Source organism: Rhodococcoides corynebacterioides NBRC 14404 (assembly GCF_001894765.1).
GTDB classification, from domain to species: domain Bacteria; phylum Actinomycetota; class Actinomycetes; order Mycobacteriales; family Mycobacteriaceae; genus Rhodococcoides; species Rhodococcoides corynebacterioides.
In genome coordinates this window covers 132,798-158,802 of record NZ_BCWV01000007.1, presented here as the reverse complement: position 1 = coordinate 158,802, position 26,005 = coordinate 132,798, and the positions used below count along the sequence as shown (strand labels likewise).

25 protein-coding genes are annotated in these 26,005 nt (G+C 69.3%); 12 read left to right on the top strand and 13 right to left on the bottom strand.

Annotated elements, in window-relative coordinates:
• Nucleotides 1-13 precede the first annotated feature (13 nt).
• A complete protein-coding gene (locus tag RC2_RS16325) occupies nucleotides 14-1,186 on the bottom strand; it encodes an acyl-CoA dehydrogenase family protein (protein WP_068146284.1) in 1,173 nt (390 codons plus the stop codon).
• A gap of 328 nt (nucleotides 1,187-1,514) precedes the next feature.
• On the opposite strand from RC2_RS16325, the gene RC2_RS16320 reads away from it, so the two are divergent.
• The 7 genes from RC2_RS16320 to RC2_RS16290 all read left to right on the top strand — a co-directional run bounded on the left by RC2_RS16320 (nucleotide 1,515) and on the right by RC2_RS16290 (nucleotide 9,193).
• Entirely contained in the window at nucleotides 1,515-3,068 is a 1,554-nt protein-coding gene (locus tag RC2_RS16320) for an ABC transporter substrate-binding protein (protein WP_068146281.1), read from the top strand.
• Between the two features lie 34 nt (nucleotides 3,069-3,102).
• Nucleotides 3,103-4,047 carry an ABC transporter permease gene (locus RC2_RS16315; protein WP_068146278.1) on the top strand — a complete coding sequence of 315 codons (945 nt, stop codon included), beginning with the start codon at nucleotides 3,103-3,105 and terminating at the stop codon, nucleotides 4,045-4,047.
• Nucleotides 4,044-4,976, top strand: a complete 933-nt coding sequence (locus RC2_RS16310) for an ABC transporter permease (RefSeq protein ID WP_068146276.1) — start codon at nucleotides 4,044-4,046, stop codon at nucleotides 4,974-4,976. The genes RC2_RS16315 and RC2_RS16310 overlap by 4 nt, the downstream gene beginning before the upstream one ends.
• Nucleotides 4,973-6,121 carry an ABC transporter ATP-binding protein gene (locus tag RC2_RS16305; protein WP_245811156.1) on the top strand — a complete coding sequence of 383 codons (1,149 nt, stop codon included), beginning with the start codon at nucleotides 4,973-4,975 and terminating at the stop codon, nucleotides 6,119-6,121. The genes RC2_RS16310 and RC2_RS16305 overlap by 4 nt, the downstream gene beginning before the upstream one ends.
• Nucleotides 6,118-7,107 carry an ABC transporter ATP-binding protein gene (locus RC2_RS16300; RefSeq protein WP_068146274.1) on the top strand — a complete coding sequence of 330 codons (990 nt, stop codon included), beginning with the start codon at nucleotides 6,118-6,120 and terminating at the stop codon, nucleotides 7,105-7,107. Before RC2_RS16305 ends, RC2_RS16300 begins: the two co-directional genes overlap by 4 nt.
• A gap of 78 nt (nucleotides 7,108-7,185) precedes the next feature.
• Nucleotides 7,186-8,496 carry a Mur ligase family protein gene (locus RC2_RS16295; protein ID WP_068146309.1) on the top strand — a complete coding sequence of 437 codons (1,311 nt, stop codon included), beginning with the start codon at nucleotides 7,186-7,188 and terminating at the stop codon, nucleotides 8,494-8,496.
• On the top strand, nucleotides 8,489-9,193 hold the full coding sequence (locus RC2_RS16290) for a type 1 glutamine amidotransferase (protein ID WP_072681639.1): 705 nt from the start codon (nucleotides 8,489-8,491) through the stop codon (nucleotides 9,191-9,193). The genes RC2_RS16295 and RC2_RS16290 overlap by 8 nt, the downstream gene beginning before the upstream one ends.
• A gap of 88 nt (nucleotides 9,194-9,281) precedes the next feature.
• On the opposite strand, the gene RC2_RS16285 is transcribed toward RC2_RS16290, so the two are convergent.
• The 4 genes from RC2_RS16285 to RC2_RS16270 all read right to left on the bottom strand — a co-directional run bounded on the left by RC2_RS16285 (nucleotide 9,282) and on the right by RC2_RS16270 (nucleotide 13,235).
• A complete protein-coding gene (locus RC2_RS16285; protein ID WP_169818362.1) occupies nucleotides 9,282-10,367 on the bottom strand; it encodes an AbrB family transcriptional regulator in 1,086 nt (361 codons plus the stop codon).
• 5 nt (nucleotides 10,368-10,372) lie between these two features.
• Nucleotides 10,373-10,771 (bottom strand): universal stress protein, encoded by a 399-nt coding sequence (locus RC2_RS16280; protein WP_068146269.1) that lies wholly within the window; start codon nucleotides 10,769-10,771, stop codon nucleotides 10,373-10,375.
• Between the two features lie 27 nt (nucleotides 10,772-10,798).
• Nucleotides 10,799-12,178 (bottom strand): CitMHS family transporter, encoded by a 1,380-nt coding sequence (locus RC2_RS16275; RefSeq protein ID WP_068146266.1) that lies wholly within the window; start codon nucleotides 12,176-12,178, stop codon nucleotides 10,799-10,801.
• Nucleotides 12,179-12,251: 73 nt separating this feature from the next.
• A complete protein-coding gene (locus RC2_RS16270) occupies nucleotides 12,252-13,235 on the bottom strand; it encodes a Bug family tripartite tricarboxylate transporter substrate binding protein (protein ID WP_245811155.1) in 984 nt (327 codons plus the stop codon).
• 143 nt (nucleotides 13,236-13,378) lie between these two features.
• On the opposite strand from RC2_RS16270, the gene RC2_RS16265 reads away from it, so the two are divergent.
• Together RC2_RS16265 and RC2_RS16260 are read left to right on the top strand one after the other, a co-directional pair.
• Complete coding sequence (locus tag RC2_RS16265; protein WP_245811154.1) at nucleotides 13,379-15,055, top strand: sensor histidine kinase; 1,677 nt, start codon at nucleotides 13,379-13,381, stop codon at nucleotides 15,053-15,055.
• 1 nt (nucleotide 15,056) lies between these two features.
• A complete protein-coding gene (locus RC2_RS16260) occupies nucleotides 15,057-15,737 on the top strand; it encodes a response regulator (protein WP_068146264.1) in 681 nt (226 codons plus the stop codon).
• A 3-nt stretch (nucleotides 15,738-15,740) separates the two neighbouring features.
• On the opposite strand, the gene recR is transcribed toward RC2_RS16260, so the two are convergent.
• The 4 genes from recR to RC2_RS16240 are packed head-to-tail and all read right to left on the bottom strand — an operon-like array spanning nucleotide 15,741 to nucleotide 17,477.
• Nucleotides 15,741-16,352 carry a recombination mediator RecR gene (gene recR / locus RC2_RS16255; protein ID WP_068146261.1) on the bottom strand — a complete coding sequence of 204 codons (612 nt, stop codon included), beginning with the start codon at nucleotides 16,350-16,352 and terminating at the stop codon, nucleotides 15,741-15,743.
• A gap of 10 nt (nucleotides 16,353-16,362) precedes the next feature.
• Nucleotides 16,363-16,701, bottom strand: coding sequence for a YbaB/EbfC family nucleoid-associated protein (locus RC2_RS16250; RefSeq protein WP_068104098.1), 339 nt, complete (start codon nucleotides 16,699-16,701; stop codon nucleotides 16,363-16,365).
• 39 nt (nucleotides 16,702-16,740) lie between these two features.
• Complete coding sequence (locus RC2_RS16245) at nucleotides 16,741-17,046, bottom strand: hypothetical protein (protein ID WP_068146259.1); 306 nt, start codon at nucleotides 17,044-17,046, stop codon at nucleotides 16,741-16,743.
• A complete protein-coding gene (locus RC2_RS16240; RefSeq protein ID WP_068146257.1) occupies nucleotides 17,043-17,477 on the bottom strand; it encodes an SRPBCC family protein in 435 nt (144 codons plus the stop codon). The genes RC2_RS16245 and RC2_RS16240 overlap by 4 nt, the downstream gene beginning before the upstream one ends.
• Nucleotides 17,478-17,635: 158 nt before the next feature.
• Here RC2_RS16240 and RC2_RS16235 point away from each other — a divergent pair, with 158 nt between their 5' ends.
• The 3 genes from RC2_RS16235 to RC2_RS16225 are packed head-to-tail and all read left to right on the top strand — an operon-like array spanning nucleotide 17,636 to nucleotide 21,531.
• Nucleotides 17,636-19,072: an FAD-binding oxidoreductase gene (locus tag RC2_RS16235; protein WP_211266792.1), complete on the top strand. Its 1,437-nt coding sequence runs from the start codon at nucleotides 17,636-17,638 to the stop codon at nucleotides 19,070-19,072.
• Nucleotides 19,069-20,382, top strand: a complete 1,314-nt coding sequence (locus RC2_RS16230) for a class I SAM-dependent methyltransferase (RefSeq protein ID WP_068146254.1) — start codon at nucleotides 19,069-19,071, stop codon at nucleotides 20,380-20,382. Before RC2_RS16235 ends, RC2_RS16230 begins: the two co-directional genes overlap by 4 nt.
• Entirely contained in the window at nucleotides 20,383-21,531 is a 1,149-nt protein-coding gene (locus RC2_RS16225; RefSeq protein ID WP_068146251.1) for an alpha/beta hydrolase family protein, read from the top strand.
• A 67-nt stretch (nucleotides 21,532-21,598) separates the two neighbouring features.
• On the opposite strand, the gene RC2_RS16220 is transcribed toward RC2_RS16225, so the two are convergent.
• The 4 genes from RC2_RS16220 to RC2_RS16205 all read right to left on the bottom strand — a co-directional run bounded on the left by RC2_RS16220 (nucleotide 21,599) and on the right by RC2_RS16205 (nucleotide 25,998).
• Nucleotides 21,599-23,749 (bottom strand): 3-hydroxyacyl-CoA dehydrogenase NAD-binding domain-containing protein, encoded by a 2,151-nt coding sequence (locus RC2_RS16220; protein ID WP_068146248.1) that lies wholly within the window; start codon nucleotides 23,747-23,749, stop codon nucleotides 21,599-21,601.
• Between the two features lie 14 nt (nucleotides 23,750-23,763).
• Entirely contained in the window at nucleotides 23,764-24,975 is a 1,212-nt protein-coding gene (locus RC2_RS16215) for an acetyl-CoA C-acetyltransferase (RefSeq protein ID WP_068146246.1), read from the bottom strand.
• Nucleotides 24,976-25,123: 148 nt separating this feature from the next.
• Nucleotides 25,124-25,810 carry a GAP family protein gene (locus RC2_RS16210; RefSeq protein ID WP_072681637.1) on the bottom strand — a complete coding sequence of 229 codons (687 nt, stop codon included), beginning with the start codon at nucleotides 25,808-25,810 and terminating at the stop codon, nucleotides 25,124-25,126.
• Nucleotides 25,807-25,998 carry a hypothetical protein gene (locus RC2_RS16205; RefSeq protein WP_072681659.1) on the bottom strand — a complete coding sequence of 64 codons (192 nt, stop codon included), beginning with the start codon at nucleotides 25,996-25,998 and terminating at the stop codon, nucleotides 25,807-25,809. Before RC2_RS16205 ends, RC2_RS16210 begins: the two co-directional genes overlap by 4 nt.
• Nucleotides 25,999-26,005 lie beyond the last annotated feature (7 nt).

The following is a 26,005-nucleotide window of genomic DNA, read 5'->3' as shown; positions in this document are numbered from 1 at the left end:
CGTATTCGTCACCTCAGTGCCCGAAACCTTCCGTGTTGACGTGTCCCTTGATCAGGTTGCGCGCGATCGTGCGGCGCTGGATCTCGTCGGTTCCCTCGAAGATGCGCAGCAGGCGCAGCTCGCGGTACCAGCGTTCGATGGGCAGTTCCTTCGTGTAGCCCATGCCGCCGTGGATCTGCAGGACACGATCGACCACGTTGTTCGCGGTGATGGACCCGTGCAGCTTCGCCACCGACGACACGTGCCGGGCGTCCATCCCCTGCGCGACCGTCCACGCGGCGCGCAGGGTCAGCAGCTTCGTGGATTCGATCTCGACGTGGGAGTCGGCGATCTGCCACTGAATGGCCTGGTACTCGGCGATCGGATGACCCATCGACACCCGGTTCTTCGAGTGCTCGATGGCCATCTGCAGCAGGCGTTCCGCCGAGCCGATCGCGCGTGCCGGGATCATGTACCTACCCTGCCCGATCCAGGACATCGCGAGGTCGAAACCCTTGCCGACTTCCCCGAGCACGTTCGACTCCGGCACCCGGACGTCGACGAAGGACAGAGCGGCCGGACCCCACTGCCCCATGGTGGGAATCGGCGTGGACGTCCAGCCCATGTCGCGGTCGACGATGAAGCAGGTCACGCCGCCGTCCGCACCCTTGTCCCGGTCGGTGACGGCGAAGACCATCACGAAGTCGGCCTCGTTGCCGCCGGTGATGAAGATCTTCTCGCCGTTGATCACCCAGTCCGATCCGTCCTTGACGGCACGGGTCCGAATGTTCCTCGCGTCGGAGCCGGCACCCGGTTCGGTGATCGCGAAGCAGGATCGACGCTCGCCCTCGATGGTGGGAATCAGGTAACGCTGCTTCTGGTCGTCGTTCGCGCCGTAGAGGATGTTGTCGGCCGACCCGCCGAAGGAGAACGGGACGAACGTGCGGCCGGCCTCGGCGGCGATGATCGCGCTCATCACGGGGCCGAGTTCCGCACCGCCGTATTCCTCCGGAGTGTTGATTCCCCAGAATCCGGATTTCCGCGCCTTCGCGCGCAATTCCTTCACCACCGAATCCTCGAGACCGGGCCGGCCCTCGCGTTCGTTGCGCAGCACCTCGGACTCGAGCGGGATGACTTCCTTCTCGAGGAATGCGCGGACGGACTTGCGCATCAATTCTTCTTCTTCGTTCAGTGCGAAATCGACCATGTCGCGTGCTGCCTTCCGGGTGGGGCGTACGGGTCGGCCGGGCCGGAACGCGAGGTCGTGGCGGCGCCGGAGCCGATCCAGAACGGGATTCTAGAACTGCGATCTAGGGCAGCGTGCGGCAGCCGGTGCGGTTTGTCAACCCCCGCCGGCCGGGTCCTCGGCATCGCTTGACACCCGTGTCGTTTTAGAACATTCTTCTAGAAATCGCACTGAGACGCAGATCACTCCACCGGTGGTGCAGGACTCGGTTCCGCACTCCCACAGGCTTTTCGACTCACGGCGACGACAGCCCCCACACCACTCGAACGCTTGTTGGAGGGAGAACCCGATGACGCGACGATCGGCTCTGAAACGAGTCCTGACGTTGCTGACCGTCTCCGTACTCGCCGCCTCGTGCGCGGACATCGACCAGCGCACCTTCGACCCGGCCGCTCTCGACCGCGACGCGTCCGTCGTCTACGCCCAGATCGTCGTGCCGAGCAGCATGGATCCGCACCGCGGCGTGACGGAGAACGACCTTCCGCTGCTGCAGGTGATCTACGACCGCCTCACCGACGTCGACACCGACGGCAACCCCATCCCGATGCTCGCGGAGTCCTGGGAGCTCGACGACGAGGCCGGCACCTTCACCCTGACCATGCGGGACGGGGCCACGTTCTCCGACGGAACTCCCGTCGACGCGGCGGCGGTCAAGGCGAACATGGACCGCATCCTCACCGACCCGAAGTCGACCATTCGCAGTCAGGTCGATCGGACCATCGGATCGGTGGCCGTTCTCGACGAGCGTCGAGTGCGATTCGATCTGGTCGGACCCGGCGGCGCATTGCCGACACTGCTCGCCTCACGGCCGGGCATGATGGTCTCCCCCGCGGCACTGAACAATGCGGACCTGGATCAGAATCCCGTCGGCGCGGGTGCATTCGTGATGACCAGCAGCATTCCGGGCACCGCCTATCACTTCGATCGACGCCCCGACTACTGGGACGACGACGCCTACCGATTCGCGAAGCTGACCTTTCTCATCCAGCTCGACACCGCGACCAGAATGAATTCGCTGCGCGCCGGCGAATCCACCATGACCGGCGTCGTGGGCCCGCAGAAAGAAGAGGCGCGAGCCGGTGGACTGCAGGTCTTCACCGCGACGGGCGCCAGCACCAGCATGGCCCGTATCTCGCTGAACTCCGCCCGCAGCGAATTCGGCGACAAGCGCGTCCGGCAGGCGATGAACCTCGCGATCGACCGCGAGGCGATCTCCCGCGTCCTCTACTCCGGGGACTGCATACCCGGGGCGCAGCCCTACCCCGAGGGCTACTTCGCACACAGCGACGCGCTCGACGACTCCGGCTGGGCCGACCACGACCCCGACCGTGCCCGCGCGCTGCTCGAGGACGCCGGCCTGTCGAACGGATTCACCTTCACCGCAGCCGTCCCCAGCCTGTCGATCTACCAGAACAACGCCCAGGTGGTGCAGCAGAACCTCGCCGACATCGGCATCGACATGAAGATCGAGGTCATGGACGCGACGCAGTCACGCGCCCGCTTCGTCTCCGGCGAGGCCGATGCCCTGGTGGGCCAGTTCGGCGGCGGAACCGACCCCGGCCTCTACGCCCGGGCCGCCTACCTCCCCACCGGCGGAGACAATCCCGGCGGCCTCACCACCGACCGCATGCCCGCCCTGCTCGACACGACGGCGCGCAGCACCGACGTCGCCGAGCGCGCCCGCGCCTACGAGGACCTGCTCGCCGAGGCCTTCGACATGGGGCCCGCCCAGATCGTGCTGTGCCACTCGGTGACGTCCGTGGCCAGCCAGGGCAACGTCGGCAACTACGAGTTCTACAAGACCGGCGGCACCGGGCTTCGCACCATGGACGTCAGCCGATGACCACCCGACCCCCGACCACCGAGGTGACGTTCCCGTGCTGATCTTCGTCCTGAAAAGGATTCTCGCCGCCGTCCCCGTCCTGCTCATCGTGACGGTTCTCAGCTTCTCGATGATTCACCTCATCCCCGGCGACGCCGCGGTCGTCGCCGCCGGAGACAACGCCTCGGCGGACCAGGTGGCCGCCACCCGAGCGCAACTGGGCCTCGACCGCAACATCGTCGTCCAGTACCTGTCCTGGGTCGGCAGTCTCGCGACCGGCGACTTCGGCACGTCGTTGCTCAGCAGCCACCGCAACATCGACGCCATCCTCGAGGCACTGCCCGTCACGCTCTCCCTCGCGTTCGTCGCGCTGTCGTGGTCGCTCGTGGTCGGCGTCGTCGCCGGGGTCCTCGCCGGCCTGCGCCGTGGCACGTGGATCGACCGGACCCTGACGGGCCTCACCACCCTCGGCATCTCCATGCCCAGCTTCTGGCTCGGCATGATCCTGGTGACACTGTTCTCGCTGCAGTTCCGGTTGTTCCCCGCCACCGGCTACTCCCCGCTCGGCGAGGGCGTCGTGTCCTGGTTCTCGCACCTCGCGCTGCCGGCCTTCGCGCTCGGCACGGTGACGGCGGCCGAGATCGCCCGGCAGGCCCGAGCCGGGGTGGTCGACGTCCTCGAACGGGATTACATCCGCACCGCCACCGCCAAGGGACTGCCCCGGTGGAAGGTCGTCATGAAGCACACGACCAAGAACGCCGCCGTCCCCGTCGTCACGGTCTTCGGCCTCCAGACCGCCGCGCTCATCGGCGGCGCCGTGATCGTCGAGCAGGTGTTCGGCATGCCCGGCCTCGGGTCCGTCGCGCTCAAAGCCATTCTCGAGCGCGACTTTCCGGTGATCCAGGCCTTCGTGGTGGTCATCACGCTGTTCGTCCTGATCGTCAACCTCCTCGTGGACGTGTCGTACGCCTACTTCAACCCGAAAGCGCGGCAAGCATGACCATCAGACAAGTAGCGTCACCGCTCGACACGGTGCGACCACGCGTCGCGTCGCCGCCACGGCCCACCGGCCGCCGCACCACACCGTCACCGGGACGCGCCTTCGCCCGCCGGGTGTGGTCGTCGCGGACCAACAAGGTGTGCCTGATCTTCCTCGGCTTCCTCGTCGTCGTGGCGGCGGCGGCGCCCTGGATCGCGCCGTACGATCCGGCGCATCAGAAGCTGGCGTCCGCCTTCCTGCCGCTGTTCTCGGACGGGCACCTCCTCGGTACCGACCAACTCGGCCGCGACACCCTCAGTCGGCTGATCCACGCGACCCAGATCTCCTTGGTCGCCCCGCTCATCGCCGTCGGTTTCGCCGTCGTCACCGGACTTCCGCTCGGCCTGCTCGCGGGGTACCTCGGTGGCCGATTCGACTGGATCGCAGGGCGTGTCGCCGACGCACTGATCGCTCTGCCCGCCCTCGTTCTCGCCCTCGCCATCATCGCGATCTTCGGTCCCGGACTGGTCAACGCCATGCTGGCCGTCGGTGCGGCGTCGGCACCCCGCCTGTTCCGAGTGGTGCGGGGGTCCACGATCAACGTGCGCGAGGAAACCTATATCGAGGCGAGCAAGGTGGTCGGATGTTCCACCGCCCGCACGGTTCTCACCCACGTCCTGCCCAACGTCCGGTCCCCGCTGCTCGTGCAGGTGACCCTGATGATGTCACTCGCTCTGCTGGCCGAGGCCGGCCTGAGCTTCCTGGGCCTCGGCGTCCAACCTCCCACGGCGAGTTGGGGTTCGATGCTGCGCAGCGCGTTCGACAACCGGTTCCAGAGTCCGTGGATGGTCGTCCCTCCCGGCATCGCGATCGTGTTGACCATCCTCTCGCTCAACATGCTCGGCGACGGCATCCGTGACGCCGTCGGTCAGGAAAGGAGAAAGTCGTGACGCTGCTCGACGACGCCCCCCGCTCCCTCGGGACGGGCGATTCACTCCTCGCCATCGACGGACTGCGGGTCGAATTCCGCACCGAGGCCGGCTGGACCCCGGTGGTCACCGACGCTCACCTCGACCTCGCCCCCGGCGGCACCCGCGCCCTGGTCGGCGAATCCGGATCCGGCAAGACGGTCACCGCACTGTCCGTGCTCGGACTGCTTCCGAAGCACAACAGTCGCGTCGCGGCAGGGACGATCGAGTTCGGCGGCGACGACCTGCTGGGCAAGTCCGAGCGACAGATGCAGCGCATCCGCGGACGGGAGATCGCCATGATCTTCCAGGAGCCGATGACCAGCCTGAACCCGGTCTTCACCGTCGGCGAGCAGATCGCCGAAACCGTGCGAATCCATCGCGGCACCACCCGCAAGCGTGCATGGGCCCGCGCCGTCGAGGTTCTCGATCTCGTCGGCATCCCCGCCGCCGCACGACGCGCCAAGGACTACCCGCACAGCTTCAGCGGCGGCATGCGCCAACGCGCCATGATCGCGATGTCGATCGCATGCGAACCGAAGCTGCTCATCGCCGACGAGCCGACCACCGCCCTCGACGTCACCGTGCAGGCCGGCATCCTCGCCCTGCTCCGACGCCTGCGATCCGAGCTCGGCACCGCCGTGCTGCTGGTGACCCACGATCTGGGTGTCGTCGCGGACTTCTGCGACGACGTCACGGTGATGTACGCGGGCGAGCCCGTCGAGACGGGCCCCGTCGAACCGCTCTTCGCGAACCCGCTGCACCCGTACACCTCCGGGCTGCTGGCGTCACTGCCCCAGCGCATCGCGCCGGGCGACGATCTGGTGGCCATCCCGGGCATGGTGCCGCGGCCGGAGCAGATGCCCGTCGGTTGCCGATTCGCTCCGCGATGCACCCATGCTCGCGCCGGCGTCTGCGACGGCGACCATCCGCCTCTCGTCCCGATGGGCGGCGACCGCAGTACCCGCTGCGTCCGGGTGGTCGGGGGCGAGCTGACGAACCTGCTTCCGCCGCTGCCCGCGCGGGCGGTACCCGCGCGCCGCGCGGAGCCACTCGAGCCCACGGATTCGACCGAGGCCGTCGACCCGACCACGACCAGCACCGACAGCACGGAGGCTCGACCATGACCGTCACCGCGGACTCCTCCGTCCTCCTCGAGGTCAGAGACCTCGAGAAATCCTTCGTGCGATCTCGCGATCTGCTGGGTCGGCCGCGCGAACAGGTCCGCGCGGTGCGCGACGTCGACCTCACGCTGCGCTCCGGCGAGACCCTCGGCATCGTGGGCGAATCCGGCTCGGGCAAATCGACCCTCGGTCGCTGCATCCTCGGGCTGGACACCCCGGAGAAGGGTGAGGTGGTCTTCCAGGGCGAGAACCTGATGACGCTGTCCCGTCGCGCGCTGCGCCGCCGACGGCGCGATCTGCAGATGATCTTCCAGGACCCGTACGCCTCGCTCGACCCGACCAAGACCGTCGGACACGCGATCGCCGAACCGATGCGCATCTTCGAACGCACGTCGCGTCACGACGCCGAGGCCCGCGTCGCCACGCTGCTGACCAAGGTGGGGCTGCGGACCGAGTTCGCGCACCGCTATCCGGGTGAGATGTCCGGCGGTCAGCGACAGCGTGTGGCCATCGCCCGCGCACTCGCGCTCGACCCCAAGGTCATCGTGGCCGACGAGGCGGTCTCGGCGCTGGACGTCTCGACGCAGTCCGAGGTCATCAACCTCCTGGTGCATCTGTCCGAGGAATTCGATCTGACGTGTCTCTTCATCTCCCACAACCTCAGCGTCGTGCGGCACGTGAGCGACCGGATCGCGGTGATGTACCTCGGCCGCATCGTGGAGATCGGCACCGCCGAGGAGGTGTACGAGCGTCCGACGCACCCGTACACCCGAGCGTTGCTGTCGGCGATCCCGGTCCCCGACCCCGCGATCCAGCGTGCGCGACCCAAGACGATTCTCGAGGGCGATGTTCCCGATCCTGCACACCCGCCCGCCGGGTGCGCCTTCTCGAGCCGGTGCCCGCTGGCGCAGCCCGTCTGTCGGACCGAGCAGCCTCCGCTGCTCCCCCGCGCGAACGGCACCGTCTCGGCCTGTCACTTCGCGCTCTGAGGCGTCGCCTGTCACCCCCGTCACCCCGGCCGTCCGCCGCCCGAGCGACACGGCCGGGGTGTGGGAGGATCGGACACCATGGTCGACAGCACTTCGTCCCGGCGCGCCGCCGCCCCCCGCGGCTCGATCGGCCTGCGGGGCAGGATCGCCCTGGGAGCCGCTTCGGCCACCGCCTGGGCCTCCCGCAAGGCCGGTCGCGGTCAGGGTTCGATGATCGGCGGTCTCGTCGCACTCAAGATCGACCCCGCGCTGATGACGCGTCTCGGCCGCGGCCGCCGCACCGCCGTGATCACCGGCACCAACGGGAAGTCCACGACCACCCGCATGACGGCCGCCGCCCTCGGCACCCTCGGCGAGGTGGCCACGCAGGCCGACGGCGCGAACATGGACGCCGGCATCGTCGCGGCACTGACGGCCCGCCGAGCCGCCCCGTTGGCGGCCCTCGAGGTCGACGAGCTGCACGTCCCGCACGTGTCCGACGCGGTGAACCCCGAGGTGGTCGTGCTTCTCAACCTCAGCCGCGACCAGCTGGACCGCGTGGGCGAGATCAACATGATCGAGCGGAAGCTGCGGGCGGGCCTGGCCCGTCACCCCGACACGATCGTCGTCGCCAACTGCGACGACGTCCTCGTGACCTCGGCGGCGTTCGACGCCCCGAACGTGGTGTGGGTGGCCGCGGGCGCGGGCTGGGTGAGCGACTCCGTCAGCTGCCCGCGCACCGGTGAGCCCATCGTGTGGGACGGGCCCCGCTGGCGCAGCACCGCCCCCCTGGCGGACGGGCGCGAGTTCGCCCGGCCGGAGCCGTCGTGGTGGTTGGACGACGAGAACCTGTACGGCCCCGACGGTCTCGTGCTGCCGATGTCTCTCGCGTTGCCGGGCCGAGCCAACCGCGGCAACGCCGCGCAGGCCGTCGCGGCCGCCGTCGCGATGGGTGCGCGCGCCGAGGACGCGGTCGCCGCGGTGTCGACGGTCGGGGAGGTCGCCGGCCGCTACGGCACGGTGCAGTACGGCCCGCACTCCGTCCGAATGCTGTTGGCCAAGAACCCTGCCGGGTGGCAGGAAGCACTGTCGATGATCGACCCCGAAGCCGACGGTCTGGTCATCGCCGTCAACGGTCAGGTCCCCGACGGTGAGGACCTGTCCTGGCTGTGGGACGTGCGCTTCGAGCACTTCGAGAACACCCGCGTCGTCGCGTCGGGCGAGCGGGCGACCGACCTCGGGGTCCGCCTCACCTACGCCGCCGCCGAGCACGAGGTCGTCGCGGATCCGTTGCGCGCCATCCGATCCTGCCCACCCGGACGGGTCGAGGTGTTGGCGAACTACACCGCGTTCCGCGACCTGGGTCGAGCACTGGCCCGCGAGACCGCCAAGGAGGCTCCCGGTGCCTGACACCGTCCGCATCGGCCTGGTCCTGCCCGACGTCATGGGCACCTACGGTGACGGCGGCAACGCCCTCGTGCTGCGGCAACGCCTGCGGATGCGAGGGCAGGACGCCGAGATCGTCTCCATCACGCTGAACGACCCGGTCCCGGAGTCCCTCGACGTCTACGTCCTGGGCGGCGCCGAGGACTCGGCGCAGCGGCTCGCGACACGGCACCTGACCCGATACCCCGGCCTCCAGCGTGCCGCCGAGCGTGGCGCCCCCGTGCTCGCCATCTGCGCCGCCATCCAGGTGCTGGGCCACTGGTACGAGACCAGTTCCGGAGAGCGCGTGGACGGGGTCGGCATGCTCGACCTCACCACCGCGCCGCGTACCGAACGCGCCATCGGCGAGGTGGTCACCCGGCCCGCGACACCGGCACTGAGCCAGACTCTCACCGGCTTCGAGAACCACCGCGGCGGAACCACTCTCGGCTCCGACGCCGCTCCCTTCGCTCGCGTCGAGCGTGGGGTGGGCAACGGTGTCGGTGACGGGACCGAGGGCGTGGTGCAGGGCTCCGTCATCGGCACCTACATGCACGGTCCGGCCCTCGCGCGGAACCCCGAACTGGCGGACCACCTGCTCGAGACGGCGCTGGGTCGGACCCTGGAGCCGCTGCACCTCCCCGATGTCGAGCAGTTGCGGACGGAACGCCTGCGCCGCTGAGTCAGGCGAGTTCTGCCACACGATCCGCCCCGAATCCGCGGATTCGCAGGATCTCCCCCGATGATGTGCGAAAACTCGCGCCCGGCGCTCAGACCCCGACGGTGTCCGTCCGCCGCGCGGCTCGGCGGGTGAGGAGCGAGGCGATGACGGGCGCGGCGATCAGCATGAGCACCAGCCGGATCAGCTGCACGCACGCGACGAAGGTGACGTCCGACCCCGTCGAGGCGGAGACGGCGAGGACCGCGGCCAGTCCGCCGGGCGTGGTGGCGAGGTAGCCGGTGAGCATCGAGGTCCCGGTCGACTCCGCGAGCAGCCACCCGAACAGCGCGCAGACCACCCCGACTCCGACCACGAGGGCCACGGCGTAGGGGAACAGGCGGCCGATCAGCCGCAGGCTCGGCAGGGTGAAGGCGAGCCCCGCCTGCCATCCGATGACGAGGAACGCCACCGGCAGCACCGCCGCGGGAACGTCCAGGTCGCCGGGCCACCCCGACAGGCCGCACGCCCCGGAGACCAGCAACGGACCGAGGGTGGCCGGCGCGGGCAGCCGCAGGAGCCGACCCGCGACGATGCCCACCACGACCGCCCCGGCGACGAAGCCGAGTGCCACCCACCACGGCAACGACCGACCACCCGCGTCCGGAGCCGCCACCGCCCCGGTGTCGGCGTGGAACGCGAAGGTCACCACCAGCGGCATCGTGACCACCACGAGCGCGACCCGCAGGTACTGCACCACGGCGACGACCCGCTCGTCACCGCCGAGTTCCCGAGCCGCGGCGACGAGGCCGGTGGCGCCGCCCGCGATGAGCGACAGCATCCCCGTCGCGGCGGTCACCTCGCGGTGCAGCGCGAGGAGGGCCCCGGCGCCCGCACTGATCACGAGCGTCGCGACTCCCACGAGCACCGCAGGAATCACGTTGTCGCCCAACGCACCCAGCGTGTCGGGATCGATCATGAGCCCGATGGTCACCGCGAGCGTGCCCTGCGCCGCCATCGATCCGAGCCGCGGCACCCGCGCAGGTCCCAGTCCGGTGAGCGCGAACACCACCGCGATCACCAGCGCTGCGAACAGCGACGGCGCCGTCAGTCCTGCGGCGTCGAGCGCGACCCACCCGACCACGGACACGACCGTGAGCGCCACCCATCGGGCGGCGCTCACGGCGACGGTACGCACGCGGGTCACTTGACCAGCAGCACCGGAATCGAGGTCTCGAGCAACAGTCGCTGGACCGACTGGCCCATGAGGAACTTGCCGACGGCGGAGCGGTGGCGCGAACCCACCACCAGCAGTTCGGCTTTCGCGTCCTCGACCAGACCCAGGAGGGTGCTGACGGCGTCCGGATCCGGCTGGCCCGCCAGCAGCGTCCACGCCGCGTCTGGTTCACCGATCTCCGCGAGGCCGGCGACCACTGCATCGCGGACCGCGGCCGATTCCTTGGCCTCCGACGCCGGGTCCGGGGATCCCGAGAAAGCGTGCAGGACAACCAGGTCGGTTCCGAGCACGCGGGCCTGTGTCAGGCCCGAGGCCAGGGCACGACGTCCTTCCACAGCGGTGTTGTGCACGACGGCGACACTCATGACGTGTTCTCCTCTCGACGGTCGGGGTCAGCCCATGGGGATCTGGCCGAGGAGCACACCGACGGCCAACATCGCCAGCGAGACGACGGTCGCGCGCCAGAGCACCTTCTTGTGGTGATCGGCCAGCGAGACACCGGCGAGGGTGACCAGCAGGAGGATGGCCGGGACCAGCGGGCTCTGCAGGTGGACGGGCTGACCGGTGATCGAGGCCCGTGCCATCTCGACGGGCTCGATGCCGTACTGCGCGGCGGTCTCGGTGAGGACCGGGAGGATGCCGAAGTAGAAGGCGTCGTTGGTCATGAAGAACGTCAACGGGATCGACAGGACACCGGTGATGACGGCGAGGAACGGACCCATCGAGCTCGGGATGACGCCGAGCAGCCACTCGGCCATGGCCTCGACCATGCCGGTGCCGGAGAACACACCGGTCAGGACCGCCGCGGCGAGCACCATGGCGACGACGGAGACGATCGAGGCGGAGTGCCGAGCGATGGCCTCGCCCTGCTCCTTGACCTTGGGGAAGTTGACCGTCAGCGCGATGGACGCGGCGATCATGAACAGCACCGGGATGGGCAGGATGTCCATGACCAGGACGACGAGAAGCGCGACGGTCAGAGCCGCGTTGAACCACAACAGCTTCGGGCGCAGGGTGTCGCGCTGCGGGTCGAGCCCGTCGATGAACTGGCCGGCGCCACCGTCGGAGTCGCCACCCGCACCGCCACCGGTACGACGAGCGGGACGTCCGGTGTCGCCCCCGCCACCGACGGAGACCATCTCCTGGTCGAACACCAGCGAGCCGAGACGACGACGCTCCATCAGACCGAGGTGGATCGAGAACAGCAGGACGATCACCAGGCCGGCGATCAGCGACGGCACCATCGGGACGAAGACCTCGGACGGCGAGATGCCGAGCGCGGACGCCGCACGCACCGTCGGGCCACCCCACGGGATGATGTTCATGGTGCCGTTGGCCAGACCGGCCACGACGGTCAGGATGACCGGGGAGACACCGAGTTTCAGGTAGAGCGGCAGCAGCGCGGACGTGACGATGATGAACGTCGTCGAGCCGTCGCCGTCGAGCGAGACCACCATGGCCAGCACGGCGGTGCCGACGACGAGCTTCATGGGGTCGTTGCGCACCAGGCGCAGGATTCCGCGCACCAGCGGGTCGAACAGGCCGACGTCGATCATGATGCCGAAGAAGATGATCGCGAAGAACAGCAGGGCTGCGGTGGGGGCCAACGACTTGATGCCGTCGGTGATCATGTCCCCGATGCCCAGGCCCGCGCCGGCGAAGAGGCCGAAGATGACGGGCACCAGGATCAGGGCGACCACGGGGGTCGCACGTTTGGTCAGGATCAGGAACATGAAGGCGGCCACCATCAGGAAGCCGAGTATCACCAACATGGGGTACTCCTCGTTCGGGGTCGGGCAGGGCTGGGCAGCGAAGAAGACAGCAGGACGGAATCGGAGAACGCGGTCAGGCCGCGGGGTCGAGCGTGGCGGCGACCATGTCCGCCTGGTCGCGCAGGAACGCGCGGAAGTCGTCACCGGTCAGGAGGGCGTCGTGCCATCCGTTCCGTTCGGTGAGCCGGGCCCAGTCGTCCGAGGCGACCAGCTCCCCGACCTGCCGGATCAGGGTCTCCACCCGGTCCGGCGGCAGGCCCGGCGGCGCCATCAGGCCCCGCCAGTTGTCGAAGACCAGGTCGACGCCCTCCTCGCGCAGGGTGGGAGCGTCGACCCCCGCCACGGCGTCGTCGGAGCTGACGGCCAGGGCACGGACGGTGCCCGACGCGAGCTGGTCCAGGTATTCGCTGACGCCGGTGGTGGCCACGTCCACCTCGCCGGTCAGCAGCGCGGGGAGAAGCTCACCGCCGCCATCGAAGACCCGGTAGCCGGTGGCGTCGGGATCGACGCCGACCGCGCGCGCCAGCCGCGTCCGGAACAACCCGTCGGGCCCACCGGTGGCCGACCCGCCGCCGAACCGCAGGTCGTCACCGGCCCGCCACCGAGTCACCAGGTCGTCGAGAGTGCGCAGCGGCGAGGCCGCCGGCACCAACACCACTTCGGGCTCGGTGACCAGGCGGGCGATCGGCGTCACGTCGTCGAGCGTGTACTCGGACGGAATGGTCGCCAACGCGCCCACCAGGCCGAGGCCCATCATCAGCAGCAGGCGTTCGTTTCCGCGTTCCGCGGCGAGCCGGCCGAGACCGACCACGCCGCCCGAGCCGGGCAGCACCAGGACGTCGTCGACCGCGACGCCCCGGGCCGCCCAGGCTCGGGACACGCTGCGGGCGGTCAGGTCGTAACCGCCCCCGGCGACCGACGGGGCGATGATGCGCAGCCCGGGTTGGGGCGCACCGGTCACCATCGACGTGACCGACCCACCGCACGCGGAGAGCGCGAGGGTCAGCGCCGTGAGCATCACGAGGATGCCGCGGCGAACACGTCGGATGTCGGTCACGAGTCTCACTCTGACGCAGCTTGTGACTGTGGTCACCCTTTGGTGCACAGTTCGCGTTGTGTTCATTCTGCGCGCTGCGTCCGCTCCTTTCGGCCCTCCCGATCGGAACGTCTCGCCGACGCGTCGGCGGTACGGTGCAGGTCGTGAGTCGACGGCTGCGGGTCAGACGGACCCTGTCGGCCCAACTCCTCGCGCTCCAACTCCTGATCGTGGTGGCGGTGCTCGTGGTGGTGGGTGCGCTGTCGCTGGCGCAGTCGTCGGCGACGTTCCAGCGTGAGCAGGGACTGCGGGTGCAGTCGGCGGCGGAGAATCTGGCCGCCAACCCCACGGTGCGACAGTTGCTTCCGAGCGCCCAGCCGCGCATCCGCTCGGGACTGCAGGGGGCCCTGGACTCGGTGCGCGCGGTGTCCGGCCTCGACTACGCGCAGCTCACGGACACCGACGGCCGCATCGTCGCCGCGACCGATCCCACGCGGATCGGGGAGACCTCGGCCGACGAGGGCGCGGGGGCGCGCGTCGGGCGCAGTTGGACGGGGCTGGCCGAGACGAGCGAGAACACGGCACTCGAGCCGGGGAGATCGGTGCAGTCGCAGGTGCCGGTGCTCGGTCCCGACGGAGGCATCGTCGGGGTCGCGATCGTGGGCCGTGAGTACCCGTCGGTGTGGTCGAGGCTCGCGCAATCGACGCCGGACCTGGTGATCTATCTGGCCGTGGCGACGCTGCTCGGTGGTGTGGGCTCGCTCCTGCTGGCGCGCCGCGTCAAACGGCAGACGATGGGCCTCGAAGCCGGCGAGATCGTGGACCTGGTCCGTCAACGCCAGGCGATGCTCGAAGGTCTCAAGGAGGCCGTCGTCGCGCTGGACCCGAAGGGCACGGTGCTCCTGCTCAGCCGCAGCGCCCACGACATGCTGGGCCTCGGGGCCGACAGCGTGGGCAAGCAGGTCGACGCCCTCGGCCTCGACGATCGCCTCGAACGCGTGCTCCGTTACCCCAGCGACGACGGTGACCAGCTGGTCCTGACCGGCGATCGCATCCTCGTCTTCAACACCGTTCCCATCGAGGAGTCCGGCCGCATCGTCGCCACCGTGACGACGTTCCGCGATCGCACCGAGCTCAGCGAGGTCGAGAGCAAGCTCGACATCAGCCGCACCAGTTCGACGGCGCTGCGCGAGCACATCCACGAGTTCGACAACCAGCTCCACACCATCTCCGGATTGGTCCAGCTCGGTGAGTACGACGAGGTGGAGCGGTACGTCGACGGGATCACCGAGCACCGTGAGCGGCTCACCTCGGCCGTCACCGACCGCGTCGCCGATCTGGGGGTCGCGGCGCTGCTCATCGCCAAGATCGGTGCGGCGGCCGCGCGCTCGGTGTCGGTCGAACTCACCGAGGACTCGTCCCTGCGGCGCGCCGACGACGACGCCTCGCGTGACCTGTGCACGGTGGTGGGCAACCTCGTCGACAACGCGGTCGATGCTCTCCTCGAGCACGGGACGCCGCATGCGACGGTGCGGGTGACCATCGCGCAGGACGAGACCGACCGCGTGACGGTGACGGTGGCCGACAACGGTCCCGGGATCGCCGACGCCGACGTGGACCGCGTCTTCGACCAGGGCTGGAGCACCAAGGGGACGTCGACGGACGGACACGGCTTCGGCCTCGCCCTGGTTCGGGTGGTGTGCCGACGCGGCGGCGGTGAGGTGCAGGTGCGCACCACCGTCACCGACGGGGCGGAGAATGACCGGTGGACGGTGTTCGTCGCGACGCTCGACGTCCCGTCCCGTGCACACGAGGCGGCGAGCGCGGGGAAGGAACGATGACGTGCTGAAGGTCCTGGTGGTCGACGACGACTTCATGGTCGCCCGCGTCCACACCGGTTTCGTGGGCAAGGTGCCCGGGTTCGAGGTCTGCGGCGTCGCCCACACGGCGCAGGAAGCGCTGGAGAAGGTGGAGTCCGCCCGGCCCGACCTGGTGTTGCTCGACGTGCACCTGCCGGGGGTGACGGGCCTCGACCTGATCGCACCGTTCCGCGAGATCATTCCCGACCTGGACGTTCTGGTGATCACCAGCGAGCGCGAGGCCGAATCCGTGCAGCGGGCCCTGCGCTCGGGTGCGGTGCACTACCTGATCAAGCCGTTCAAGTTCGCCGCACTGCAGGAGCGGCTGGACCACTATCGGCACACCCGCGAGGCGCTGGCGGCTGCGCAGGAGGCGGAGCAGGACGCGGTGGACAAGGCGTTCGGCCTCCGCGGCTCGCCGTCCCGGCTGCCGAAGGGACTGAGCACCGAGACGCTCGCCACCGTCGAGCAGCAGCTCCGCGAGGTGGAGAGCGACGACCCCGGGCGCGCGGTGTCGGCCAGTGCGATGGCCGACCGCACCGGCATGTCCCGGTCCAGCGCGCGTCGCTACCTGGAGTACCTGTCCGACATCGACAAGGTGCTCGTGTCGCTGGATTACGGCAGCGTGGGACGACCCGAGCGTCTGTACCGATTGCGTCGGTAGGGACTACCCCATCACGCGGCGGCCCGCCACCGCACGACCCAGAGTGAGCTCGTCGGCGAACTCGAGATCGCCGCCCATGGGCAGCCCCGACGCGAGCCGAGTCACCGACAGGCCGGGGAAGTCGCGCAGCATGCGGAGGAGGTACGTCGCGGTCGCCTCGCCCTCGGTGTTGGGGTCGGTCGCGATGATGACCTCGGTGACGTCGACCCCGTCCTCCTGAGTGCCGATGCGCGTCAACAACTCTCGGACCCGCAGTTGATCCGGACCGACGCCGCTGAGGGGGTCCAGGGCGCCCCCGAGCACGTGGTAGCGACCCTTGAACTCGCGGGTTCGCTCCACGGCCTGAACGTCTTTCGGCTCCTCCACCACGCAGATGATCGAGCGGTCACGCCGCGAATCGGCGCAGATCCGACATAATTCCTTGTCCGAGACGGTCCCGCAGATCGTGCAGAACTGCACCCCGTCACGGATGCGGGCGAGCGCGTTCTGCAACCGGTCGATGTCCGGCGCCTCGACACCGAGGAGATGAAACGCGATGCGCTGCGCGCTCTTCGGACCGACGCCGGGCAGCTTGCCCAACTCGTCGATCAGATCCTGGACCGGTCCTTCGTACACCCCGTGCGACCTAGAAGCCGGGCAGACCCGGCATGCCGCCGCCACCCAGCCCGGCCAGCGGCCCGAGCTTCTGCGAGGCCACCTCGCCGGCCGCGCGCGAGGCATCGGCCAGGGCGCCGACGATCAGGTCCTGCAGCGTCTCGACATCCTCGGGGTCGACCACCTTGGGATCGATGGTGATGCCCGTGACCTCGCCGCTCCCGGTGACCGTGGCGACGACGAGCCCGTTGCCCGCGCTGCCGGTGACCTCCGTCGCGGCGATCTCGGCCTGCGCGGCCATCAGTTGCTGCTGCATCTGCTGCGCCTGCTGGAGCAGCTGGGACATGTCGGGCTGATCGCCGGGTTGCACCGTCGGTGTCCTCTCGGAGGGGGAAAACGTGAGTCCAGCCTAGTCGTCCGCACCGACATCGCCCGGCCGTGGGACCCGGGCCTCCCAGCGTCGTCGGCGATCGTCGTCGCTCTGCTCCCACCACGGGGTGCCGCGCTCGCCGAGCGCAACCTTGGCCGCCTGCACGCCCGCGCGGGATTCCGGGGCGCCACCGGTGCGGCGCACGTCGCGTCGCCACGCCATGAGGATGGACCGCAGTTCGGCCTGGCGGTCCTCCGGTATCGCCGGGTCGGTCGCCCGCCAGCGACGCCCGTCGATCACCACGAAGTGGCCGTCGGGCGTCCGCTCGGGACCGGACTCGCTCACCCGACCTGGCGGGAGAGGTTCTCGAGGACCTGCGCCTGGATCTTCTTCAGGCCGAGCGGGGCGAACGTCTTCTCGAAGAACCCGCCGATGCCGCCGGCACCCGTCCATTCGGTGGTCGTGGTGACCTCGCTGCCCTGTCCGGCCGGCGTCACACGGTAGGTGGTGACCATCGAGGAGTTGGCGTCCGTCTCGGTGATCGTGTCGCCCGCGACGCGGACGGTGGCGCGGACGTCGCGCGCGCGCTTCTTCGTGGCCTGCAGCGTCCAGGTGGCCACGGTGCCGTCGCCCTGACCGCCCTCGACGACGGTGAAGTCCCGGTACTGTTCGGGCAGGATCCGCGGGCGCACGGTCTGGTAGTCCGACAGTGCCGCCAGCACCTGCTCCGGGGTCGCGGCGACGGTGTGGGACGTGCTGGCGCTGACCTTGGCCATGAACGCATTCCTCCTGAGCATCGGGGGTCTTTCGTCCCATTCTTCCACGGTGCTTTCGGTCCCCTCGACGCTGCCGAAAGACGTCCGTCCGGCAACGGTTACGTGACGGACCCCCACCATCCGTAGTCCTGCGAACGATCGCGATATAGCGTTCTCGCGTGGATCGCACCGTTCAGTCTCCGACCGGCAACTCTCCGGGCCCGCACGAGGTGGGCGCGGCCGCGCACGCCGCGGGCGTCCGACGCCTGGTCGCGAGCTACCGGGCCATCCCGCGCGAGCAGACCGTCCGGCTGGCCAAGAAGACCTCCAACCTCTTCCGAGCCCGCCAGGACACCAGCGTTCCCGGACTCGACGTGTCCGGTCTCGGCAAGGTGATCTCGGTCGATCCCGTCGCGCGCACCGCCGACGTGCAGGGCATGTGCACGTACGAGACCCTGGTGGACGCGACCCTGCGCCACGGACTGGTGCCGCTGGTGGTGCCGCAGCTCAAGACCATCACCCTCGGCGGCGCGGTCACGGGCCTCGGCATCGAATCGACGTCCTTCCGCAACGGCCTCCCCCACGAGAGCCTGCTCGAGGTGGACGTGCTGACCGGCGCGGGCGAGGTGGTCACCGCGCGCCCCGAGGGCGAGCACGCGGACCTGTTCCACGCGTTTCCCAACTCTTACGGCACGCTCGGCTACTCGACCCGCCTGCGCATCGAACTCGAGGCCGTCCCGCCCTACGTCGCCCTGCGCCACGTCCGGTTCCACGACCTGCAGTCGGTCCAGGACGCGATGGATGCGATCGTCGACGCGGGTGAGTACCGCGGCGAGCGCGTCGACTACCTCGACGGTGTGGTGTTCACCGACTCCGAGGCGTATCTGACCCTCGGCCGACAGACCGACGAGCCCGGGCCGGTGAGCGACTACACCGGCATGCAGATCTACTACCGGTCGATCCAGCACGACGGCGCCACCCCGCGGACCGACCGGCTCACCGTGCACGACTACCTGTGGCGGTGGGACACGGACTGGTTCTGGTGCTCGCGAGCGTTCGGCACCCAGAATCCGCGGATCCGACGGTTCTGGCCGCGCCGCTACCTCCGCAGCAGCGTCTACTGGAAGCTGATCGCGCTCGATCGGAAGTTCGACATCGCCGACCGCCTCGAACGCCGCAAGGGCAACCCGATCCGCGAACGCGTGGTGCAGGACATCGAGGTTCCCATCGAGAACACCGCCGCGTTCCTGCGGTGGTTCCTCGACGAAATTCCCATCGAACCCCTGTGGCTCTGCCCCCTGCGCCTACGGGACGGCACGCGGGAGTGGCCGCTGTATCCACTACGCGCCGGCCACACGTACGTCAACGTCGGGTTCTGGTCCTCGGTGCCCGTCGAGGAGGGCGCCGACGGTGTCGTCGAGGGCGCCACGAATCGCCGCATCGAGCGTCGGGTGTCCGAGCTCGACGGCCACAAGTCCCTCTACTCGGACTCGTTCTACGACCGGGACGAGTTCGACGCGCTCTACGGCGGGAATCACTACTCCCGCGTCAAGAAGATCTACGACCCCGATTCACGTCTGTTGGATCTGTATTCGAAGGCGGTGCAACGTCGATGACTCTGTTCCGAGAAAGCTACAAGGACTATCAGGTCGGCTCCCCCAAGCTGACCATCGCGGGAATTCTCGAGCAGTTCACCGAGGGCGACATCCCGGTGCGCTTCAGCGCGTACGACGGTTCCGTGGCCGGCGACCCGGACTCGGCCTACGGGCTGAACCTGCTCACGCCCCGCGGAACGACGTACATCGCCACGGCCCCCGGCGATCTCGGGATGGCGCGTGCGTACGTCTCCGGTGACCTCGAGATCGTCGGCGCGCACCCGGGCGACCCGTACGACGTGCTGCGCATGCTCGGCGACGACCTCCACTTCAAGCGCCCGTCGGCGCGGACGTTGGCGGCGATCACCCGCTCGCTCGGCTGGGAACTGTTGCGGCCCATCGCCCCGCCGCCGCAGGAGTCGCTGCCGCGGTGGCGGCGGATCGCCGAAGGACTGCGGCACAGCAAGACTCGGGACGCGGAGAGCATTCACCACCACTACGACGTGTCCAACACGTTCTACGAGTACGTGCTCGGCGACTCCATGACCTACACGTGCGCGGCGTACCCGACGGAGGACGCGACCCTCGAGGAGGCCCAGGAGAACAAGTACCGCCTCGTCTTCGAGAAGTTGCGCCTGAAGGAAGGCGACCGGCTGCTCGACATCGGGTGCGGGTGGGGCTCGATGGTGCGCTACGCCGCCCGCCGCGGCGTCCGCGTCATCGGCGCGACCCTGTCGGCGGAGCAGGCGGAGTGGGCCCAACGGGCCATCGAGGCCGACGGCCTCGGCCACCTCGCCGAGGTGCGTCACAGCGACTACCGCGACATCGCCGAGACGGGCTTCGACGCCGTGTCCTCGATCGGGCTGACCGAACACATCGGCGTCGCCAACTACCCGGCGTACTTCGGGTTCGTCGCGAGCAAGCTCCGGCCCGGCGGACTGGTGCTCAACCACTGCATCACGCGTCCGGACAACCGGTCCGCCGCCCGCGCGGGTGGGTTCATCGACCGCTACGTGTTCCCCGACGGGGAACTCACCGGATCCGGCCGCATCATCACCGAGATGCAGGACATCGGCCTCGAGGTGCGGCACGAGGAGAACCTCCGCGAGCACTACGCCCTGACCCTGCGCGACTGGTGCCGCAATCTGGTCGACAACTGGGACGCCTGCGTCGCCGAGGTCGGCGAGGGCACCGCCCGCGTGTGGGGTCTCTACATGGCCGGCTCGCGACTCGGCTTCGAGCGCAACGTCGTTCAACTCCATCAAGTACTCGCGGTCAAACCCGACGGCAATCGCTCTCACCTGCCGCTGCGTCCGTGGTGGAATGGCTGAGTGACCCTTACCTTCCGCCGCGCCGCCGCCGTCGTCACCTGCGTCGTCGCGGGCCTCGCGCCCACCGTTCTCACCGGACCGGCAGCGTCTGCCGCACCGACTTCAGAGCCCGGAGCGCTGCTGTCGAGCTCGCCGCTCGCGGAGGAGCTGCTTCCCGAGGGTGCGGCGTCCGGCACGCTGGTGCGCTACGGCACGCTGCGCACCGCGGGCCAGGCCGGGGAATCGACCGGGCTGGTCTTCGTGCCCGAGGGCGAGACGCCGGCCGGCGGATGGCCGGTGGTCTCGTTCGCGCACGGCACCACGGGCGTCGCCGACGCGTGCACGCCCTCGCTGACCGGCGGGACGGAGTACGAACGGCCGGCCATGACCGAGTGGCTCCGGAACGGCTACGCCGTCGCCGCCACCGATTACGCCGGCCTGGGCACGCCGGGTGTACACGCATACCTCGACGGTCCCGCGTCGGGAGCCAACGTCGTCGACATCGTGCGCACCGCACATCGGCTTCTCGGTGACGAGCTGTCCCCGCGATGGCTCGCCACGGGGCTCTCGCAGGGCGGCAACGCCGCGTACTTCGCCGCCGCCGTCGGGACCGAGCGCGCACCGGAACTCGACTACCGCGGCGCCGTTCCCATCGCCGGGCCGACGCAGCTGGACACGCTGCTGCCGCCGTCGGGACCGGTCTTTCCGCCGATCGCCCCCAGCGGCTACGTCGGGTACGTGATGTACATCCTGGCCGGATTGAACGATCAGCGGCCGGACCTGAACGTCCCGAGCTACCTCACGCCCCGCGGACTGGATTACCTGAACGCCGCGACCACGCTGTGCGGCAACGACTTCCGAGCGTTCCGGGAGGCCAACCCGGTGGTGCTGCGCGATCTGCTCACGCGCCCGCTCGACGACCCCGCGATGAACGCGACGCTGCGCGAGATGCAGGCCGTACCCGTCGCGGGCTACGACCGGCCCCTGCTGGTCACGCAGAGCCTGGTCGATCAGACCGTGCCGGCGCCGCTCACCTTCGCGCAGACCGCGCGAATGTCCGCTGCGGGCACGGATTATCGGCTCCTCACGTTCCCGGACGCCGATCACGTGGGCACGCTCATGGCGTCGATGCCGGCGGCCCTGGACTTCGCCCGCACCGTCACCGGCTGACCCCGACCAGCACGCGACCCCCGCACTCCCGGCGTCGGGAGTGCGGGGGTTGCGTCGTTCTCGTGCGTCAGCGCAGGGACTGGGGCGGGGTGAAGCGCTCGCCGTACTGCTTGGCCAGCTCCTCCGCTCGGGCCACGAAGGCCTCCTTGCCCACGGTGCCGTCGGCGGCCTCGTAGCCGACGATGTACTGGTGCACACCACCGGTCCACGCCGGGAAGCCGATGCCGAAGATCGAGCCGATGTTGGCGTCGGCGGTGGTGTTCAGGACGCCCTCGTCGAAGCACTTCTGCGTCTCGATGGCCTCGATGAACAGCATGCGCTCCTTGAGATCCTCGAACGGGATGTCGGCGGTGCCGGACTCGAACGCGTCGCGCAGTCCGGACCACAGACCGGCACGCTTGCCGTCGACGTACTCGTAGAAGCCGGCGCCCTTGGCCTTCGACGGACGCTCGAACTCGTCGACCATCTTGTCGATCACGGCGCCCGCGGGATCCTCCGGCGGCGTGCCACCGGCGGCGACCACGGCGTCGTAGGTCTCCTTGCGGATCTTCTGCATGAGGGTGAGCGTCAGCTCGTCCGACAGCTGCAGCGGCGGAGCGGGGTAGCCCGCCTGGAGACCGGCCTGCTCGATCGACGACGGCTCGACGCCCTCGCCGAGCATCGCGATGGCCTCGTTGATGAAGGTGCCGATCACGCGCGAGGTGAAGAAGCCGCGGCTGTCGTTGACGACGATCGGGGTCTTCTTGATGGCCTGCACGAGGTCGAATGCCTTGGCCAGAGCCGCATCCGAGGTCTTCTCACCGCGGATGATCTCCACCAGCGGCATCTTGTCGACGGGCGAGAAGAAGTGGATGCCGATGAAGTCCTCCTGCCGCTTCACGCCGGTCGCGAGACCGGTGATCGGCAGCGTGGAGGTGTTGGAGCCGAGCAGCGCGTCGGGTACCACCAGGTCCTCGATCTCCTGGAAGACCTTGTGCTTGAGGTCCTGCGACTCGAAGACGGCCTCGATCACCAGATCCGCACCCTCGACGTCCTTCGGGTCGGCGGTGGGGTGGATGCGCGCGAGCAGCGCGTCGGACTTCTCCTGCGTGGTCTTGCCGCGCGAGAGCGCCTTGGCCTCGATGGCCTCCGAGTACGCCTTGCCCTTCTCGGCGGACGCGAGCTCGACGTCCTTGAGCACCACGTCGATTCCGGCCTTGGCGCACACGTAGGCGATGCCGGCGCCCATCATGCCGGCGCCGAGCACGGCGACCTTGGAGAACTGCGTCTTGTCGTACCCGTCGGGACGCGACTTGCCGGCGTTGATCGCCTGCAGGTCGAAGAAGAACGCCTGGATCATGTTCTTCGAGACCTGACCGGTGACCAGCGAGGTGAAGTAGCGCGACTCGATGGTGGACGCGTTGTCGAAGTCGACCTGCGAACCCTCCACGGCGGCAGCCAGAATGGCGAGCGGAGCCGGCATGTTCGCGCCCTTGATCTGCTTGCGCAGGTTGGACGGGAACGCCGGAAGGATCTGTGCCAGCTTAGGATTCGACGGCGTGCCGCCGGGGATCTTGTAGCCCTTCACATCCCACGGCGCGACGCCGCCCTCGGGGTTGGCCTTGATCCATGCCTTGGCGGCCGGAACCAGCTCCTCGACACTGCCGACGACCTCGTCGACCAGGCCGAGCTCCTTCGCCTTGGCCACGCGGAATCGGGTGCCCTGCGAGAGGACCGACATGAAGCCGTTCTGGATGCCCATCATGCGCGTGATGCGGGTGACGCCGCCGCCGCCGGGGAGCAGGCCGAGGGACACCTCGGGCAGACCCAGCTGCACACCGGGCACGTCGGCGACGATGCGGTGGTGCGTGGCCAGCGCGATCTCGAGACCGCCGCCCAGGGCCGCGCCGTTGATGGCGGCGACGACGGGCTTGCCGAGGGTCTCCAGGCGGCGCAGCTGCGACTTGATCAGCTGCACCTCCTCGAACACCTGCGCGGCGTCGTCCTTGGTCGCCTTGACCATGTTCTTGAGGTCGCCACCGGCGAAGAAGGTCTTCTTCGCCGACGTGACGACGACACCGGTGACGGAGTCCTTCTCGGCCTCGAGGCGGTCCACGGTGGCGCCCATCGAGTTCTTGTAGGTCTCGTTCATCGTGTTGGCGCTCTGGCCGGGATCGTTCATCGTCAGCGTGACGATGCCGTCGGCGTCCTTATGCCACTCGATCATGTTCTCGCTCATGTGTTCTCGGTTCCTCAGACTCGCTCGATGATGGTGGCCACGCCCATGCCGCCGCCGATGCACAGGGTGATCAGTGCGTAGCGGCCGTTGCGACGCTCGAGCTCGTCGAGCACGGTGCCGGTGATCATGGCGCCGGTGGCACCGAGGGGATGGCCCATCGCGATGGCGCCGCCGTTGACGTTCAGCTTCTCGCCGGGGATCTTCAGATCCTTCTGGTAGCGCAGCACCACGGAGGCGAAGGCCTCGTTCAGCTCGAACAGGTCGATGTCGTCGACCGTCAACCCGGCCGCGGCCAGCACCTTCTTCGACGCGGGCGTCGGGCCGGTCAGCATGATCGTGGTGTCGGCACCCGAGGTGGCCGTCGCGACCACGCGGGCGCGCGGGGTCATCCCCATCGACTTGCCCGCGTCCTCGCTGCCGACGACCACCAGCGCGGCGCCGTCGACGATGCCCGACGAGTTACCGCCGGTGTGCACGTGATGGATCTTCTCGACCCAGTGGTACTTCTGCAGCGCCACGTCGTCGAAGCCGCCCATCGCCGCGACGCCCTCGAAGGCCGGCTTGAGCTTGCCGAGCGACTCCGTCGTCGTCCCGGGACGCATGTGCTCGTCCTGGTCCAGGATCACCAGACCGTTCTGGTCCGTCACCGGGACCACCGACTTGGCGAAGTAGCCACCCGACCACGCCGCCGCGGCACGGTCCTGCGACTGCACGGCGTACGCGTCGACGTCGTCACGCGTGAATCCCTCGATCGTGGCGATGAGATCGGCACCGATGCCCTGGGGCACGAAATACGTGTCGTACGCGGTCTGCGGGTCCATCGCCCACGCGCCGCCGTCGGAGCCCATCGGCACGCGGGACATCGACTCGACGCCGCCGGCGATCACCAGCTCGTCCCAGCCCGAGCGCACCTTCTGCGCGGCCAGGTTCACGGCCTCGAGGCCGGAGGCGCAGAAACGGTTCAGCTGGAATCCGCCGACGGTGTCGGGCATCTTCGCGGCCAGCACGGCCGTGCGGGCGATGTCCGCGCCCTGGTCGCCCACGGGGGAGACGACGCCGAGGATCAGATCGGAGATGCGGTCCTCGTCCATGTCGGGAAAACGACGACGGAGCTCGTCGATCAAGCCCGTGACCAGCGAGATCGGCTTGACGGAGTGCAGCGCGCCGCCCTTGCCCTTCCCGCGCGGTGTTCGGATCGCCTCGTAGATGTATGCCTCTGTGGTCACTGCGCGCAGTTCCTTCCGAGAAGTGGATCGGGCATCTCGACGCAGCGCGTCGGAGCCCACGAGGTACAGACCTCGACGATGGTCACACTAGGCGGGCGCGGACGTGCCCGACAGGTCCGAAACGAGCACGAGAGATGACCGCGGAGGGTCACGCGAAGACGAGTGCGTTCGCCGCCGAGGCCGCGAGCACGAACCCGACGATGCCGATCACCCAGCCGACCACGGTGTCCGCGCGCGCCGAGAGGTAGCCGTCGATCCGGCCGAGCGGACCGTCCAGCCGACGCCCGACGGCCAGCCGGGCACCCGTGATCGCCGCGGCCGGCGCGACCATGAGCAGGCAGTACGCCGCCAGGGTCGCCGCCGCCGTCGGCGGTGACACGTCCGCGGACACCAGCAACCCGATCGCGCCGAGATACGGCAGCATCGTCGCCACCTCGGACAGCCCGGCCACCAGAGCGAGCCCGACGACCGGCCGCACACCGGTCCCGGACGTCGTCACCCGCTCGCGCCACCGCGCGACACTGCTCGCGCCGCGCCGCGAATCGAACCGGAAGCTCCAGGCGAACAGGGCGAGGCCCAGCACCAACTGCGCCACACGGACGGCCGGATGATCGAGCGATCCGGACGCCACGGTCACCCCGAGCCGGGCGAGCGACCACAGGGCGATACCCACCACCGCGTAGAACGACGCCAGCACGGCCAGGTAGCCGGCGAGCACCCGGACCCGGGGTCGGCCCGGCGCCAGCAGGAACCACAACGGCACCACGAGCGTCCCGAGGGACGTGCTGTCGACGAGCGCCAGCCCGGCGAGCGCCGCCGCCAGGGTGGCTGTCACTCGGCCCGCCGACGGTCACGGGACCACAGCGAGCCCACCAGGTCGATCGCGCCCACCACGACCAGCACCACGCCCAGCGGTCCGCCGCGGAACCACAGGAATTCGGTGTCGCGGGCGAACAGCCACAGGCAGCCACCCACCACGATCAGGGCCAGGGAACCGAGAACCTTCCAGAGTTGTGTCGTCATACGGATC

Bases quoted from the DNA above. Each gene is read 5' to 3' on its own strand.
- RC2_RS16325 (WP_068146284.1), bottom strand. From the start codon at position 1,186: ATGGTCGATTTCGCACTGAACGAAGAAGAAGAATTGATGCGCAAGTCC.
- RC2_RS16320 (WP_068146281.1), top strand. From the start codon at position 1,515: ATGACGCGACGATCGGCTCTGAAACGAGTCCTGACGTTGCTGACCGTC.
- RC2_RS16310 (WP_068146276.1), top strand. From the start codon at position 4,044: ATGACCATCAGACAAGTAGCGTCACCGCTCGACACGGTGCGACCACGC.
- RC2_RS16300 (WP_068146274.1), top strand. From the start codon at position 6,118: ATGACCGTCACCGCGGACTCCTCCGTCCTCCTCGAGGTCAGAGACCTC.
- RC2_RS16295 (WP_068146309.1), top strand. From the start codon at position 7,186: ATGGTCGACAGCACTTCGTCCCGGCGCGCCGCCGCCCCCCGCGGCTCG.
- RC2_RS16280 (WP_068146269.1), bottom strand. From the start codon at position 10,771: ATGAGTGTCGCCGTCGTGCACAACACCGCTGTGGAAGGACGTCGTGCC.
- RC2_RS16275 (WP_068146266.1), bottom strand. From the start codon at position 12,178: ATGTTGGTGATACTCGGCTTCCTGATGGTGGCCGCCTTCATGTTCCTG.
- RC2_RS16240 (WP_068146257.1), bottom strand. From the start codon at position 17,477: ATGGCCAAGGTCAGCGCCAGCACGTCCCACACCGTCGCCGCGACCCCG.
- RC2_RS16230 (WP_068146254.1), top strand. From the start codon at position 19,069: ATGACTCTGTTCCGAGAAAGCTACAAGGACTATCAGGTCGGCTCCCCC.
- RC2_RS16220 (WP_068146248.1), bottom strand. From the start codon at position 23,749: ATGAGCGAGAACATGATCGAGTGGCATAAGGACGCCGACGGCATCGTC.
- RC2_RS16205 (WP_072681659.1), bottom strand. From the start codon at position 25,998: ATGACGACACAACTCTGGAAGGTTCTCGGTTCCCTGGCCCTGATCGTG.